The 17,485-nt window shown below is 50.7% G+C and carries 7 protein-coding genes; 1 reads left to right on the top strand and 6 read right to left on the bottom strand.

Translation table 11 applies throughout. The annotated features are described in order from the left end of the window. Nucleotides 1-342 precede the first annotated feature (342 nt). Complete coding sequence (locus ACFMKP_RS11115; RefSeq protein WP_382291796.1) at nt 343-3,396, top strand: M4 family metallopeptidase; 3,054 nt, start codon at nt 343-345, stop codon at nt 3,394-3,396. A gap of 137 nt (nt 3,397-3,533) precedes the next feature. Here the strand turns inward: ACFMKP_RS11115 and ACFMKP_RS11120 are convergent, their stop codons facing one another. The 6 genes from ACFMKP_RS11120 to ACFMKP_RS11145 form a co-directional block, all read right to left on the bottom strand. Further along, nucleotides 3,534-5,834 carry a hypothetical protein gene (locus ACFMKP_RS11120; RefSeq protein ID WP_382291798.1) on the bottom strand — a complete coding sequence of 767 codons (2,301 nt, stop codon included), beginning with the start codon at nt 5,832-5,834 and terminating at the stop codon, nt 3,534-3,536. A gap of 21 nt (nt 5,835-5,855) precedes the next feature. After that, a complete protein-coding gene (locus ACFMKP_RS11125) occupies nt 5,856-8,261 on the bottom strand; it encodes a hypothetical protein (protein WP_382291800.1) in 2,406 nt (801 codons plus the stop codon). Nucleotides 8,262-8,340: 79 nt separating this feature from the next. Continuing rightward, a complete protein-coding gene (locus ACFMKP_RS11130; RefSeq protein WP_382291802.1) occupies nt 8,341-10,653 on the bottom strand; it encodes a hypothetical protein in 2,313 nt (770 codons plus the stop codon). A gap of 21 nt (nt 10,654-10,674) precedes the next feature. Next, the gene (locus tag ACFMKP_RS11135) at nt 10,675-13,002 is read right to left on the bottom strand and encodes a hypothetical protein (protein ID WP_382291804.1); all 2,328 of its coding nucleotides are present in this window, start codon (nt 13,000-13,002) and stop codon (nt 10,675-10,677) included. Nucleotides 13,003-13,128: 126 nt separating this feature from the next. After that, on the bottom strand, nt 13,129-14,643 hold the full coding sequence (locus ACFMKP_RS11140) for a hypothetical protein (protein ID WP_382291806.1): 1,515 nt from the start codon (nt 14,641-14,643) through the stop codon (nt 13,129-13,131). Between the two features lie 155 nt (nt 14,644-14,798). Continuing rightward, nucleotides 14,799-17,480 (bottom strand): hypothetical protein, encoded by a 2,682-nt coding sequence (locus tag ACFMKP_RS11145; RefSeq protein WP_382291808.1) that lies wholly within the window; start codon nt 17,478-17,480, stop codon nt 14,799-14,801. Nucleotides 17,481-17,485: the final 5 nt, after the last annotated feature.

Consider the following 17,485-nt stretch of genomic DNA (forward strand, 5'->3'; position numbering starts at 1 on the left):
CGCTGAATATTGTAACACGCCGCGAAAGAGCTAGCAACGGGGCCACGCCAGCTCTTACATCGCTCTAACATTCAGCCAATTTAAACCAGTTGCGACTTAATCTCAAAAATTGGCTGAATTTCCGTTAGAACTATATCGCAAGAACTATGCACATTTTGCCGAGAATCGGCTATAATCGCCAAACGCTATTGCAATATGATCATCAAGTGCTATGAGGAGGTTTCGAATTTGGGTCGGGGAGAAACTCTGCTGATTGAGGAGCAGGTAGCATCGGGGGGTCTGGCAACTCACCTTATAGCGTGATGCTGAATGTCAATAGTTTTTAGTGTGTAAGGAAGGTCTATGCGTTCGATGCGTATGCTGCGTTTGCTAGCAGCATTAATTGTGGTGAGCATGCTTCCATTGAGCCGAAGCAACGCCCAAACTCCAACCACCAATGCCCCAATCAATCGCTTGCTCAACCAAGGAGCCAATCTTGCTCGCCACAGCCAAACAGGCTATGTGCGCTGGATTGGCGCGGCGGCAGGCACAACCCTCGATCAGCCAAGCGGCCTGAATCGAGCAGATACGGTTAATGTTGCCAACGCCTATGTGGCTGAATATGGCAGCTTGTTTGGCTTAGCTCAAGCCAGCGATGCAGCAGTTGCCAAAATGACCACCACCCAAGATGGTCGCCAAGTTGTGCGTTATCAACAACGCTACCAAGGCGTGCCAGTAGTAGCTGGTGAATTGCAAGTGCAATTGAACCAAGCAGGCGAATTGCTCAGCATGAATGGCGAAGTGTTGCCAAATCTCAATCTGAGCACCAGCGCCACATTGAGCCAAGCCAACGCTAGCAGCATTGCCCAAAACTATGTTGCCGCCAAATACGATGCTAACACTGCCAACTTGAATGTGAGCAAAAACGAGCTTTCAATTTACAACCCAGCCTTATTGGGTGGCACTGGTGTTCAAAAAAACAGCTTGGTTTGGTTGGTCACGGTTGAATCGGACACCAGCGAACCAATTCGCGAGTATGTGTTTGTCAACGCCCATTCGGGCGAGATTAGCTTAGCCTTCAACCAAATTGGCTATGCCAAAAATCGCTTCGTCTGCGACGACGACAATGTAATTGATAACGACAACACTCCCAATAATAACTGTGATGAAGCCAGCGAATATGTGCGTACCGAAGGCTCAGCTGCCAGTGGTGATGCAGATATTGATGCCGCCTACGATTATTCGGGCGATACCTACGACTTCTACAACTTGTTCTTTGGCCGCAACAGCATCGACAACAACGGCATGAACTTGATTTCATTGGTCAAGCACTGCCCACCTGGCGCTGGCTGTCCTTATGGCAATGCCTTCTGGAATGGCCGCCAAATGACCTATGGTGAAGGTTTTGCTGCTGCCGACGACGTGGTTGCCCACGAATTGTCGCACGGCGTAACCGAATATACCTCAAACCTGTTCTACTACTTCCAATCAGGCGCAATCAACGAAGCCATGTCGGATATCTTCGGCGAATTCATGGATCAAACCAATGGCAGCGCCGACGATGACGAAACCACTCGTTGGATTATGGGCGAAGATTTGGGCGGATTGCGTGATATGCAAGACCCACCGCAAGGCGGCCAGCCTGATAGCATGCTCAGCCCATTGTATGTGCTTGACGCAAGCTTGGCTGATAATGGTGGCGTGCACACCAACAGCGGGATTGCCAACAAGGCTTCCTATCTGTTGACCGATGGCGACAGCTTCAACGGCCAAACGATCAACTCAATTGGCATCACCAAAACCGCACATTTATTCTATGAAACCCAAATTAGCTCGTTGACTTCGGGCAGCGACTATGCTGATTTAGCATCAGCTTTGCGCCAAGCTTGTAGCAGCCTGACTGGCGATCATGGGATTACGACAGCTGATTGTGCTGAAGTTAACAAAACCATTTTGGCCACCGAAATGGATTTGCAGCCAACCAACGCACCAGCCCCTGACATCAAAGCATGTAGCCCTGGCCAAACTCAGGTTAATGTTTTTGCCGATGATTTTGAAGCCTTGCCAAACACCAAATGGACTTCAAGCGCCTTGAGCGGCAGCAATGAAAGCTGGACGACCAATCCTGCTCAAATCGTTGGCGCATATGCAACCAGCGGCAATGGTTCGGCCACCAACGTCAATGGTGTGTATGGTGTGAATCAAGATGTTGAAGAATCGGCCTTCAGCCAAAATGCAGCTGTGACGGTTCCAGCCAATGGCTTTGCCCACTTCCGCCATGCCTACGATTTCTACTCGCCACTTGATGCTGGCGTGGTTGAATATAGCACCAACAACGGCAACAGCTGGCAATCGGCAGCAAACTTGTTTAGCTACAACGGGCCAAACAACATCGCTGCAGGCGGCGAATTTGCAGGCGAGCAAGCCTATGTTGGCAACAGCAACGGCTACACCGCTAGCCGCTTGAATCTCTCAAGCTTGGCTGGCCAATCAGTTCGCTTCCGCTTCAAAGTGGCGCTTGGCGACAACCCAACCCCAAGCCGCTCGGTTACCTGGTCGATTGACGATTTCGCAATCTACAGCTGTAGCGGCGCAGTAACGCCAGCCGCACCAAGCCTGTTCGTCACCAGCGATGTCTTGGCCCAACAAGGCAAGATTAGCAGTGCTGTGATTGGGACGGCCTCTGATGATATTGATTTGGCTGGTTCGTTGGCCGTGAGCGTTGCTGGCGCGCCAGCAGGCTTGAACGTCAACGTCGCCAACCAAGCAGGCATCTTGAAAGCGACGGTCAATTGTGCTTGTGCCACCGAAGTTGGCAGCTACCCAATTACCGTAACCGTCCGCGACAGCGGCAACCGCACCGCTAGCCAAGTGTTCAATGTTGAAGTTGAAACCGCTGGCCAAAGCGTGATTGATGGTGGCTTTGAGCGCGGCGAGGGCTGGGAAGCCTTCTCAAGCTCGTTTGGCGACGTTTCACCGCCATTGTGTTTCTTGCCTGGCTGCGCTGGCGAGCCACGCACCGGCAATAGCTGGTTGCGCTTTGGCGCACGCGCTGGCAGCACCGAAACCGCGTTTGCAGAGCAAACCTTCACCTCAACCGCGAGCGACGCAACGCTTGAATTCTATCTTTCGATCTATGAGCATAACGGTCGTGGCACGCAAGATTACGTCAAGCTCAGCATTGATGGCGAAGAAGTGTTCCGCGTCACCGATGCCAACACCGAATACGACAATGGCTATGCCAAAGTGACGATTCCATTGACCGACCTTGAAGCAGGCGCGCATGTCTTGCGCTTCGATTCGGTCAATAATTCGACTGCGGAGATCATTCGCTTCAGCATTGACGACATCAGTTTGATTACTGAAACCAATCAATGCCGTGGCGTTGGCGTGTATCTGCCAGCCGTCACCAAATAACGGGAGGCCCTCACCCCCAGCCCCTCTCCCACTCAACGCGGGCGAGGGGAGCACTGGTCTCGTGGTTAACCTGGTATATCATACGAATAACCACAAAAGCGCCAGCTTGGCTTAGGCTAAGCTGGCGCTTTTGGTTTTTAGCGCCCAAATGCCGTCAAGGCGCGCTGGCTCAATAGTTCATCTGGCAGCGGAAACTGGGCAGTAAGCTGGCCATGGCTGCGCTCTTGAATCAAATTACCTGCCACCCCCACCAAAACCAGCGTTTCCGCATCGGCACTAACAACCGCATGATTATGCAATGGCAACTCATCGCTCCATTCCAAGGCCCCTGTTGCGGCGGCATAAACCCGATATTGCTTGCCGAGCACAGGCTGTTGCAAACTGCGTTGCCACCACAAGCGCGTGCCATCAGCCGACCAGCCGACAATTGGGGTGGTGGTTACCATCGGCCCACTTGGTTGTTGATCAAGCACGTGCCATGTTTGGCTAGCATGATCGTAACGCTGCAATTGAGCCATGCCCTGCGCCGAATCGACCGTCACGGCGGCCAAGGCTGAGCCATCGGGAGCGAAGGCAAGGGCATGGTCTGAGCTAAGCGGCAAACTGAGCGTGCTTGAGGTTTGGTTGGTTAAATCCCACCAAACCAGCTGTTGCTCAGTGGCAGTTTGACTTTGGCGATAGACCAAGGTTTGTTGGTTGGCACTAACCCACGTTTGCGGCTGATACGGCAATTCGGCCAACAGCTCAATTTTCGCTTGTTGGTTGAGTTTCATTGTGACAAAAAAAGACTTGCGGTTAACCATATTTGTTGGTTCATCGTGCAACAAGCCATAGATTGTTTGTGCCTGCCATGCAAGCGGCTCAAACTCTGGCGGATTAGCAAAAGAGACCATAGCTTGAATTAATGAATGCGGATTGGTCGTAAGATCCACATGAAATATCTGTGGGGCAAAGCGATAGGCTCCATTTGTAACAAGCAGTGCCTCTTGTCCATTAGGTGCAATTAAGCCATAGCTCGCATATGCTAAATCAGATTCTATCTTTGCATAATTAATTTCATGATGAGTTTGGGTTTGGGGATCATAGAGCCATAGTGTATCAGACGACTTGTCGCGGTAAAGCGCCAAAGCAGGGAGATTAGGCCGATTAATTAGTAAGCGTATATTAAGCTTTTCAATCTGTTGATCGCTCAGCACGGTTGAATAGATCGCGTATGTCGAGTTCCATTCTTCGGCTAAAAGTGCCATTTGATAGGCTGGTTGACTGGGTAACACCAGTTGGGTTGGTGATGGCTTCGCTATTGGCAAAGTCTCTGCTAAACTAGGTTGTTCAGGCCAAAGCCACAACCGCTCAATACCTTCACCATAGCTTTGGTTCAGATCGAGCCATGTATGCTGCTGCGTAGCAGGATGCCAAAGATCAACAAAGTTGGTCATTTTGGTTTGCATTTCATAGGTATACCAATAGCCAGCTTGATAGCTAGGAACGAGGTTAATCCCTAGCCCAGAATGATAGTCTTCGAGTAATTGACCTGTTTTGAGGCTATACATTTGCCAATGATTATGTGGCGGATACTCATACCCAAACGCAATTTGATCGAGGTTAGGTGCAACTATCATACTAAAGGGATCAAGTGCTAACGCTGGCGAAAGCTCAATCGTACGGATTGGCGAACCATCAAACGCATTCAACTCAATTACGGTTTGGCGATTGGCAAGCACAAAAAGTCGTTGTTGGCTCGATGTGACTAAACCTTCAACGCTGGCCAAAGTTAAGTTGTGGTTGCGTGGTGCATACAGCCAAAGTTGATAACTATTGTGCGGTTGAAACCAAAAATCGCCAGTTGCGCTAAGCCAGCCTGATCTAATTGTTGAAACTTTCGTGAGGATTGTTTGCTCTAAAACGATCCCGTCACTTAATCGCACATGCAGCCAACCCATGGGCAGATCAAGTATTTTGCCACGCCGTCCATACACAATATAGACTCCTTGAGCATCCTGATCAAGAGTAACGAATGGATCAAGCGAGCCAAACAAATCGGGTGCGGCCACCTCCCACACGACCTTATTCTCTTCCAGATCAAACAAACACAATGTTTCATACTTAAAGCAAATCATCATTGAGGTGTTTGGAATCGCAGAAACTAGCCATGGTTCATACAAACGTTGGGCCGTTAACGTACCAGCCGTGGTTAGCCATGCATAATGCTTATCAAGCTCAGTTCCAGGCCGAGTTATCTTCATCAACACCCGCTCAGTGGTCGGTATGCTCAAGGCTTGGGTGGGCGTGGCAATTGGCTGGCTTGGGCTGGCTTGGGCTGCCGACGGCAAAGTTGGCGTAGCTTGCGGAATGACCGTTGGCGTGGACTGTTGCGCTTGGCAATTGCTCAACAACCCAACCAATACCCCCAATAAAAGCATTCGATAGACTTTTTGCATAGCCTTCTTCCTCTCTGGCTCCTATGGTTGCGAATAGACATATTCAATAGTTGATAATTGCGATGAATAAATTGGCTCTAAAGCAGCGAATTTGGCCAACGGCAACCAGTGTTGATTGACCCGCTCTAGAACATACAGATCCTTGAACGTATCCAAAACTACGCGCTGGCCAAACCAATCACTTTTGCTTAGATTGAACGAATCAGCCAAGAGCAGCGCATGGCCAATTTGGCTGCTACGGCTAAACGTCAGCAAGCGCGAATTAATCATTTGATTGTCGGCAAGCAAGTAGTATTGACTATCACCCGACCATGTACCTTGAAAACTCTTCGACTGCGGCTGGCGCAGCAACTCCAAACCCGTTGCACTATCAAACATCAAGAGCGTGCCATAGTCCAAGGGATAGGTGCGCTCAAACAGCATAATCGTCTGGCCATCGGGCGCAATCTCAATTTTAAGCGCCTTGCTGGCACTGGTTGGCATGAGCAATTGGGTCAGTTGGCTGACGATTGAATAGCGCTGAATTTGATCGTGGGGATCTTGATAGACAACAATTGGCGAGCCAACCGTATACCAAAGCTGCTGCACATCAGTCGAATCGAGCAAATCGGTGCCTTGGCTTGGATCATTGAATGCCGTTTGCCATAACAGATAGCTATCAGCACCAGAGTTCGAAGTAAGGCCAACAATCGTCAACTGGCGACCATCCCAATAGATTGGGGTTAAGTAGGTTGCGGCGGGCAGTTCGGCAAAAACACTCCTTTTGCCAGTTTGCAGATCAAGGGCAAGGCACCGATTGACCCGTGAACGTGTATTGCCATCGAAATAATAGCTATAGCAAAGCGCCACGCTGCGATTATCCGGCGCACTGACTCCCGCCACATCACTCCACATTCGATTTTCGGCTGGTTCTAAATCAATAGTGATGGTAGTTTGGCTAGTAGGGTCAAATAGCGCCAAATCTTCATCATTAAGCCCAATCAGGAGCGGTGGTGCATGCTGCCGCGCAATGCTATAGCTATTTGCATGCTGCATCAATTCACTCCAGCCTTGAGGCCAAAGTTGCTTTATGCCCACACCATCATTGGCCAATGCCAAAGGTTGATCTTCGACTGGCGCAGCAGCAAGCGGGGCATTCTCTGGCAGCGTTAGCCGTAAGGGTTCTAAGCGAGGAGTATCGACGATGGGCAACAGGGAGAGCTTAGGAATAAGGGTAAACCTGCTATATTCTGGCTGCGTTGTTTCAGGTTGATGGACCGGTTCGATAGTTTGAGTTTGGTTGGTTGTCAGATCAATTGTTTCCAAGCTCCCATTGCGATTGAGCATAATTAAGCGTTGATCATCAAGAAAGCGAATGCGTTGGCTAAACCCAGTTTGATTCAGATCTAGTGCTGCAAAGGCTAATAAGCGTTGCCAAAAGCCAAGCCCATTGCCAGCGCGATCGTAGGCAAAAATCTGCTGCGGTGAATCATAATCTTCGGAGGGGTCGATAATGACAACCACATAAGTGAGTTCGGGCGAAACCAGCATCTCCTGAATGCTAGTAGCGCGGGGTAAATGTAAAAATTCAGTTTGGTTGAGCGTTTGACGCGTGCGCAAATCGATTTCGCTGACCATGCCCGAACCAAAGACCAAGGCCCGCTGGCCGTCGGCGGCCACCGCAGCAAACTCAAGCTGACTAAACCATGGTTCGGCAAAGCCTTCACTGGCAGCATCAAAGCCAAACAATTGACCGTCGGCCAAAAGCCATGGGCCAGCAGCGGTTGGCAAGACTTTGGGTTGTTGGCGCAGTAGCGGCGCTTGATATTGGCGCAATTCCAGACCACTGCGGCTATCCAGCCCACGCAAACGCACCGTCGCAGGCTGAAATGGGTCATTCGTGGCTTGCTTTTCGATTAACCAAACCACGTCCATAAACGGATCGTTGACCACATCCAAAATGCTGGTTTCAACGTGAGCTTGTTGGCTATAAATTGGCACTTGCCACAAACGCTGATCATCGCGCAAAGAACGGGCTTCGAGCCAGGCATAATTGCGCCCCAACAGCACTTCACGCTCGCGATCAATTGTGATTATCGGCTCTTGATCGATGAGCTTGCCTCGCGTTTGAGGCTGATTAACACCATCCCAGATTGTAAGTTCAGCCCCACTCCCAACCAACACGAGCTGCTGATCACCTAGATCAAGCGTATCGCTGGTGGGAAGTGGCTGACTCGGCTGCGGCTGACTTGGCTGCGGCTGGGTTGCAATACTCGGGGTTACGATTGCTTCCGCAACCATGGTGGCGGTTGGAGCAGGTGCTGGGGGCGCTGGCGTTTGGGCCGCCAAAATCATGGCGATTAATAAGCCAATCCCAGCCAGCACCGGCAGAATTTGCCAGCGACGGCCTGAACCGCCAATCTTGGCGCGCTGCGAATGTTCTTCCATCAGCAATACCTCTCGTAGGGTTGCCCTCATTGGAGCATACTATCGAACCTTCTCACAATCATAGCAAACTATGCTGAGCTTATGGTTGCGGATATATATACACAATATTGAGCGGGCTGATCCTATAATTCGCAATTGTACTTAAGTGCTGCCAACCAAGTTTGTCGCGCCTGAGCAGCGCGAGCGTATTAGCAACTTGCAGCACTACATGGCGAGCCGACCAATCGCTTCTGGCCCAACTTAGTGGTTGTGCAACCTGGATTAACTCGCGCGCTTGGCCTTGCGCGTCGATCATTGCTAAACTTGAATTAACAATCTGCTCATGGTGGATTAGATACCATTGGCTATCGCCCGACCAATGCCCTTGATAATTTTGCGCCATAGGATCGCGCCATAGCTCCAAGCCAGTCCTAGCATCGATCATTCGGGCAACCCCATAGCTAAATGGCAATTGCTGCTCGAACACCATAACCCGCTCGCCATTGGGTGCGATTTCAAGTTTAAGCGTATGGTTGGGGTTGGTCGCCAGCAGCAATTGGCGTTGCTGCGATTCGATTGCATAGCTATACAGCTGATAATTCAGATCTTGATAGATGATCGTTGGCGAACCCAGCTTATACCAAAGTTGCTTGATTTCAGCAGTGTTGAGCAACCTTTGGGTTTGTGAACGATCCTCGGCCAAGGTTTGCCACAATCCATAAGCTTGATCACTATCTGGGTCGATGATGCCTGCCATGGTTAATTGACGACCATCCCAGTACATTGGAATGATTAAATTTGGCGCGGTTGGCATTTCACCAAAATCAGAGGTTTGGCCGGTTTGCAGATCAAGCGCAAGGCAGCGTTTCACCCGTGAATCAGCTTTTGGCTCTGCATAATAGCGCGTGCAAATAACGACACTTTGATTATCGGACGCACTAACCGCGCCAAAATAATCCAAACAACACCGTTCATTTGTGCCCAAATTGAGGGTAATTGTGGTTTGGTTGGTTGGGTCATACAGATCGATACCAAAGTCTTGCACTGCCAGGATCAATGGTGGAGCATTCGAACGCGCAATCGTATGCCGAAATGGATCAACGATTGACGTATACGTGCCATCAGTTTTAATCTGGCGATATTCAGACCCAAGCCACCTCAAGAGCAAGGGTTGTGGCGCGGGTACGGGGCCAATCAGTTTGGTTTCTGGCTGGCTTAACGCTGCATCTGCAACCGCTGCTAGCTCTGGTTGAAAGAATGCTGGCAATAGATCGAGTTTGGGGATCACAATAAACCCATCAAATTGCGCAAACTGCTCACCATCAAGCCGATCGCTGGTTGCTAAAAACTGGTTCGATTTACCAGTTCGCAAATCAAAGAAATCGAGGTTGCCTGTCGATTCCAGCATTAAAAGCCGATGCTCATCGAGAAACTGAAGATAAAATTGGCTACCTGGCTCAGATCCGTCGTAGCCGTCAACCAACAACTTCCGCTCCCACGAGCCAACAATCTTACCTTCACGATCATAGGCCATAATCTGTTCTAAATTACTTGAGGAGCTATGTTCCAAGCCAATTAAAACAACATAGCTAAGATCTGCCGAAACCAACATTTGCCCAAGCCGATTGCGCTTTGGCATGGCTTCGAGGGTGGTTTGTTTGAGGATTTGCTTGGTTGCAAGATCAAGTTCTGTGATAATCCCATTGCTCAACGCTAATACTCGCTTGCCATCAGCTGCGACTTGGACAAACTCAACGCCACTTAATCTGGCTTCGCCAAAGCGCGCCTGATCCTGATCGAATGGCAATAACTGACCATCGGCCAAGAGCCACAAACCATATGCGGTTGGCAAAAGGCTGGGGTAAGCATTGACCAATGGAGTCTCAAGCTGGCGCAAGGCTAGGCCACTGCGGCTATCCAGCCCGCGCAAACGCACCGTGGCTGGCTGAAATGGATCATTGGTCGCTTGTTTTTCAATCAACCAAACTAGCTCATTAAACGGATCGTTGATCACATCTAAAATGGTGGTTTCGAACTGAGCTTGGCGGCTGATAATTGGCAGTTGCCACAAACGCTGATTATCGCGCAACGAACGAGCTTCAAGCTGATAGGTATACTGGATAATCACAACTTCGCGTTCAGGATCAAGAGTTAACGCATAGCTTATGTCTACTGAATCATGCGCCGTACCACGCGCTTTGAGCGGTTTGCGGCCATCCCAAAGGAACATATACCGATCAGAATCGATAAATAAAACATGGTTACCACCGAGATCAACCCCAGCGCCGCCAAGACTTGCCCCGTTTGGCGTGGCGGAAACAGTGGGCGTAGTTGGCGATTGCTGGGCTGCTTGGCAATTGCTCAAGAGCGCTATCAATCCGCCGAGCAAAAGCATTCGATACACCTTCTGCATAACTTCCTCATTCATCAACGTCTATGGTTGTGGATAAACATAAATAACCTTAAAGACGTACAACCAAGTGCTGCGTACAATGCCGCTGAAACTGGCCAACGCCAACCAATGCTGATCAATGCGCTCGACAAGATACAAATCAGCATTCAGTTGCAAGGCTAAACGCTGGCCAAACCAATCGCTCTTGCGCAGCGTGAATTCATCAGCAAGCAGCAGTGATTCGCCCAACCGCCCTTGACGGCTCACACTAACCAAGCGTGAGTTAATCGCGTGGCTTTGGCCGATAAAGTAGACGTTACTATCGCCCGACCATTGGCCTTGAAATTGCCGCAACTGGTCGCGCCACAACTCCAAGCCCGTGCTGCTATCGAACATCAACAACGTGCCATAGCGCCAAGGGTAGCTTCGCTCAAACAGCATCATCGTTTGACCATCAGGCGCGATATCGATGCCAAGGGCCTTGGTATTACTGGTCGGCATCAGCATTTGGGCTTGGTGAGCCAAAATTGAATAGCTCTGAAGTTGATCGTCCCAATCGCGATAGACGACGGTGGGCGCACCAGCCATGTACCAAAGCTGGAGCATATCAGCCGAATCGAGCAAATGTGTGGCTTGGCTTGGCTCGTTGGCTGAGGCTTGCCACACCAAATAGCGATCATTCCCAAATCCAGGAGTGTAGCCAACAATCGTTGCCTGCTGCCCATCCCAGTAAATCGGTGTTAGGTAAGTTGCGTCGGGCAGCTCAGCAAAAATTCTGGTTTGGCCAGTTTGCAGATCGAAGGCAAGACATTGATTGAAGCGCGAATCTTCGTTCATATCGAAACGATAGCTGTAGCAGAGCAAAATACTGCGATTATCGGGCGCACTGACCCCTTCCAAATCACTCCAACCCAGAACATTAGCAAGCTCCAAATCAAGGGTGATCGTCGTTTGGTTAGTCGGGTCAAGAATCTGCAAGCTTGCGTCTGCCCGCGCAATTAACAATGGCGCTGCATTCCAACGGGCAAGGCTATAGATATTCGCTTGCTGCCAAATGCCACGCAAACCTTCAGTCGTAAGCTGCCTGGTTTGCTCCTCGTCGTTCAGCAACGCCAAGGGTTGGACTGCTAACGGCACAGGCGCAAGCGGAGCCTTAGCCGCAATCGCGCTATCGACGGGTTTGAGCGCCGGTGGATCGACTGCTGGCATGAGCGAGCGCTTAGGAATAAGCGCAAAACTCGCATAATTTGGTTGCTCAGCCATAGGGCTAGTCGCCAGATCCATGAAGAAGCTTTGGTCGGTTGCCAGCTCGATAATTTCAAAGAGGTCAGTGTTATGCAGCAGGATTAAATGTTGATTATCGAGAAAGCGAATCCGTTGCCTACCATCTCTATGCTCAGAATAATCCCCATAATAGACTAATGGGCGTTGCCACAAACCAAGCGGGTTGCCAGCCCGATCGTAGGCAAAAATCTCGAGCGCTGAACCCAGGGTGTCGGAGCTATCGATAACCACAACTACAGTCTTGAGGTCAGGCGAAACTACTAGCTGTTGAAGCCGATCAAGCTGTGCTAGGTGCGAAAATTCGGTTTGGTTGAGCGTTTGACGCTTGAGCAGATCGATCTCGCTGATTATGCCCGCGCCAAAAACCAGCGCCCGCTGCCCATCGGCTGCCACCGCAGCAAACTCTAGTTGGCTAAAGAATGGTTCGCCAAAACCATCACGAGCTGCATCAAAGCCAAACAACTGGCCATCGGCCAAGAGCCATGGGCCAGCAGCGGTTGGCAAGACCTGCGGTTGTTCGTGTACCAACGGCGCTTGATACTGGCGCAATACCACGCCACTGCGGCTATCCAGCCCGCGCAAACGTACCGTTGCAGGCTGAAATGGGTCATTGGTGGTTTGTTTTTCCAGCAACCAGACCAGCTGCGCAAAAGGATCATGAACCACATCCACAATCGTGGTTTCGAATTGGGCTGCTTGGCTGTGAATGGGCACGTGCCATAAACGCTGATTATCGCGCAGCGAACGGGCTTCGAGCCAAACAGAATTGCGACTCAACAGCACCTCACGCTCGCGATCAAGTGTGATCGTCACATTCCAAGCGGCGAGCGTGCCTCTGGGTTCGGGCTGATTAACGCCATCCCAAAATTTAAGCTCCGCCTTGCTGCCAACCAATAAGAGCTGCTGATCGCCCAGCGGCGTACTTGGGGTTATGGCTGCCTGTTGCGTTGGCTCGGGCGCTGGCGATGCTGGAGTTTGGGTGGTTAACATCAGTGTGATCAATAAACCAACCCCAGCCAGCACTGGCAATATGTACCAGTTGTGCCATGAACGACCAATTTTGGTGTGCTGCGAATGCTCTTCCATCAACAATCCTCTCAGGGTATACAGTTTTACGCATTGGCTTAGCGGGGATACACATAGCGTACCCTGCTTCTAGGCGTGGCTTCGAGTTGGATGCGCCAAGCAAGCTCCCAATCTGCATCAGTTAGCTCAAATTGGGCAATCGGTTGGCGGCGCTAAAGGCGCAGGAGTTGCCAAAGAGTCAAGCACATAATTTGGCGTGGGCGTTGGGTCGACTATTGCGTGAAACGCTGGGCCTAAAGGCTCAACCGCTGCCCCAACGACTTCGCCCAGCCAATAAATCTGTTGGGTATGCGCTTCAATCGGAGCTACGAAACTCTCAGTTGTGTCGGTTGAGCTATTCCAGCGATACACCAACGAGTGGTAAAAAAGCAGCTCTACGCTGGTCGGCGCTTCAAGCCATTGGTCAGCAATGCTTGCTGGGTAAAATAAGGTAGACGAATTCTGAAAACGCCGTGTTTGCAGTTCACCATCGGTTAATCGGTAGACCGAATAGTAATTCCGCTGTTGATTAATATCGACTTCTTTTGCATTTGTATCACTCTTAACCAGCAACATGGTCTGATCAAGCGCTAAGATACTCCCGAATATCTCGCCCTTGATCGGTTGCTTTAAGCGCACTCTGCGCTCGGCCCCAGTCGCCCAATTGATCAAGCCCAGCTCGTCGCTAGTGCGAAAAATAGCCAATTCAGTTTGTTGGCCATCGCCCATAAGCGTGTTGTTGTAGCTCATTCCAAAGCTGGTCTGCAGGTTGGTCGCCGTGTCTAAGCGATAGAGTTGGCGCTGCTGCACAAACCAAATCTGGCCAGCAGCGGTCACCACTGGCGCGCTATCCGGCTGAAACTGAAGATCGTTGCTTGGAGCTAACGCCCGACCATCAGCCAAGGCCAAATAGCTTAAGTGCCAAAGATTGGGCTGTTCGCCTTGCTCAAGCAAATACATGCCAGTTTTGGCCTGATCAAGCGCAAGCTTGCCGCCAAATTGATTGGGCAATAGCTGGTAGCGCCAGCGCTCACGCTTGCTCAGCAAATCGATTGCAATCAATTGCCGATTGCGGGGGATCAGCACAGTTTGCTGGGCTGGCAACAGCGCAACCAAGCCCTCGCTATTGGCATCAATCGCAGCAATTGGCACTAATTGATTGGGATCGGCACGGTTCAAATAAACCTGCGAGCCAGCAGTATCGCGATTGATTAGATAGATATGGCGCTCAAACGCAGGTTCTGGAATTGCGGTTACAGTTGGCAATGGCGAAGCAGTGGCAAAAATAGCACGGGTCGCGACCGCCAGCGGAACAGCATCTGGCTTAATCGGTTCGGGCTTAATCAGCTCAGGGTCAAGCGTGGCTAGTGGGCCAAGTTGGTTGATTGGCAGCGCTGTGCGAGCTTGAGCACTTGGCGTGGCACGAGGAGTTGTGCTTGGAAATAGAACAATCGTGGCGGTCGGGCTGGGTTTAATCGTGGGCGAGGCAGCAAGCGCCACGGCTGTTGGCTGCTTGGTAGGGCTAGGTTGGGCTTGATCAACAGCGCTTAAACCAAACAGCATACGCAGAACTAAGCCAAGCCCAATTACTGTGCAACTCAGCAGCAAAACCTGCCAACGGCGCACGTCATTACGAGCCTTGGCGGCAGAACGATCATCCATCAGCAAACCCTCTCACTCGTGCTTGACCATGGGGAATAGTACGATCAAGCCTAGCGTAAGCGTCATGGGTTGCACAATGATAGCAAGCTGATGCCAAGCTGAGTCGGGGGCTGAGGATCATAACCTGTGATCCAATCCCCAGCCCCTCTATTCAATTAACGTGGATACACATAATAAATCTCTTCGGAAAGGCCAACATCCTCGCTAATCCGCCAATCAATCTGCAATGCTTGGCCATCCCAGCTAAGTTGTTCAAGGCTTGGTTGCCACAAATGCTGGGCCAGTAGCGTTTTGCCATCGTTATACAAGGCTACTGGTTTTTTGAGCGGATCACGCTTTGTACTAAATACGAGGCTTGGTTGTTGGGCGTTATAAACGCCAAGCCGTTGTTCGCGGACAATATTCCCAAAATCCAGCAACAACCAACGGCCATCAGGCGACCATAAAAATGGGCTTTCGCTACTCTCGGAATACGCGCCTGAATCTAGTTGATACCAGCGTTGCTGCTCAAGCTGGTATAAGGCCGGAGCACTACTGCCATCAGCTGTTGGCAACATAAAAGCAAAGCTATTGCCTTCGGGCGAAAAACTCAGCGCATCGGCGGCTAATGGCAGCAAGGGCAGAGCAATATCGTGGCTCTGCTGCTTAACCAAATCGAGCACTCGCAGCAGCATCGTTTTATTAGCAGCCGCCAGCGGGTAGATGAGCCAGCGTTGATTGGGCGCAACATACACCCGGGCCAGAATCGCATTGCTCACATCAGGAATGTTGGCCACAATCGCGGGAATTTCAGCGATTTTTTCGGCTTGGAATGGCGGCCCGAGCTGCACCCGCCAAAGCGGTTGCGGGTTTTTGCTGGTTTGCAGAAAATAGATGCTATCGCCTTGCCAAGCAAGTGGCTTAGCCCATTTCAATTCTGGCCAGGTGCGTGAATCGGCGAGCACATTCCATTCGCCAGTTTGGGTATTGATTTGCAGCAGTTGACTTGCCCCGATAAATTGATCGTTGCTGCGCATATCTTGGCCTACCACCACCATGCTTTGATAATTTGGCGCAAGCATGCTGTCGATAAAACTTTCGTCGTTCAGAATCTTTTCAAATTTCCATTCGACAATTTGCTGGCTCACCGGATCAAGCAATTGCCATGTTGTTAATTTGGGGTGTTGCAGCACTAAGGGCGGCTGATTATAGCGCTCAAACAGCCTAGCGCCTTCCTCAACCAATACTTCAAGCGTTTGATCAGACGATAGCCGTTGCAAGCGTAAATCTAGGCCAAGCCGATCGCCAAAAATTGCCACTGGCTGAATGCTTGGAGGCTGAATCGTTGGCAAATTCGGCTGATCATACATTGGCACCATGGTTGGTAATGGGGTAACCGCCGCTTGATATTCGCTATTCGCCAGATTAATCGCCGGGCCAGCGATCTCACCCAGCCATGCGATGCGATGATCGCCCCACACTGAAGCCGGAACAACCTCGGTCAAGCTATTGGTTGCTACATTCCAACGGCTAACCAACCGCTGCTCACGCTCCCAATCGAAGCTTGAGATGAACCATTGATCGGCAGTTATGCCGGGATAGATTGAGCTAAGGCTGTCAAATTCGCTAATCCCAAGCAACTGCCCAGTTCGCAGGTTGTAGACCGAGCTGAAATACCGATCGTCAACGCGTGGATCATCGCTACTGATCATGCTCTTAACCACCAAGGTTTGTTGGTTATGCGAGAACATGGCGCTGAGCAGATTGCCTTGAAACGGCGGATTTAATGCTACTTGCTGCTCATTGCCACTCGCCCAATCGATCAGGCTCAACGTGGTTGGTGCACGAAACACGCCTAAGAATGGTTGTGTGCCATCACCAACAATCTCATTCTTATTAAGCGCACCAACATCGCGTTTAGCCATGGTTATGGGGTCAAATTGAAACAGTTTATCCTCTTCGATGCCCCAAATCTTGCCATCGCTGGTCATGATATGGCTATGGCCTGGGAGAGTTAATGAGCTTGGGCCAGCAAGCAGTTGAGCATCCTGAATTGTGTGATGGCTCCACGCCCAACTTGCATCAACGCTACTCTGATCAAGCACATAGACCCCGCTGCCAGTTTGATCGATCGTCAGCATCGCTTTATGTTCATACTGGTTTTTGGGCAATAATTGCATACTCCAACGCGGCTGGCCCGTTTTGATGTCAATTGCAAATAAGCTTTGATTGCGCGGCAGCAGCAAGGTTTGTTGCTCGGGCAACAGTGCCATAAAGCTTGCTGCATACTCATCGACGGTCGCAATTGGCACAAAGCCTGTGGCCGCAACTCGTACCAATTGATATTGCTCTGTATCAGCACGCACAATAATTGCATAGCTATGAGTTTGGCCAACTGGCGTAGCTTGCGCAGTGAGGGTTGGCAACGGCGTAGGCGTTTGAAGCCCAAGCGTTGCTGCGGGAATCGTCGTTGTTGGTTGTTGAATAACGGGCACAATCGTTGGCAACAACTCAGCATCATGCAGATCCTTGGTTGGAACGCTGGTGAATGCTGGCTCAATCGTCGCTAAGCGAAACTCGCCTGGGTCTGCTGGCAAAACTTGGATTGGCGGCGCTGATTGCTCTGGTTGCCAGGCAGGAAATGGTGCAGCGATCAAGGTCGGGCTAGGTTGAATACTTGGCGTAGCTGAACCAAGCAAGGCCACCGCACTCGCTTCAACATGCGCTTCATCAAGCGTACTTGGCATGAATGTGAGCACCAGCATCAAGCCAATTAAGCCCAGCGCACCAAGCACTGGCAATACCCGCCACCAATTACGATCCTTGCTCAGTTTCACTCGTTCCCGTTGTGGTTGCATCGATA

The organism is Herpetosiphon sp. NSE202 (assembly GCF_042688385.1).
Taxonomy (GTDB): Bacteria; Chloroflexota; Chloroflexia; order Chloroflexales; family Herpetosiphonaceae; genus Herpetosiphon.

Bases quoted from the DNA above. Each gene is read 5' to 3' on its own strand.
- ACFMKP_RS11115 (WP_382291796.1), top strand. From the start codon at position 343: ATGCGTTCGATGCGTATGCTGCGTTTGCTAGCAGCATTAATTGTGGTG.
- ACFMKP_RS11120 (WP_382291798.1), bottom strand. From the start codon at position 5,834: ATGCAAAAAGTCTATCGAATGCTTTTATTGGGGGTATTGGTTGGGTTG.
- ACFMKP_RS11125 (WP_382291800.1), bottom strand. From the start codon at position 8,261: ATGGAAGAACATTCGCAGCGCGCCAAGATTGGCGGTTCAGGCCGTCGC.
- ACFMKP_RS11130 (WP_382291802.1), bottom strand. From the start codon at position 10,653: ATGCAGAAGGTGTATCGAATGCTTTTGCTCGGCGGATTGATAGCGCTC.
- ACFMKP_RS11135 (WP_382291804.1), bottom strand. From the start codon at position 13,002: ATGGAAGAGCATTCGCAGCACACCAAAATTGGTCGTTCATGGCACAAC.
- ACFMKP_RS11140 (WP_382291806.1), bottom strand. From the start codon at position 14,643: ATGGATGATCGTTCTGCCGCCAAGGCTCGTAATGACGTGCGCCGTTGG.
- ACFMKP_RS11145 (WP_382291808.1), bottom strand. From the start codon at position 17,480: ATGCAACCACAACGGGAACGAGTGAAACTGAGCAAGGATCGTAATTGG.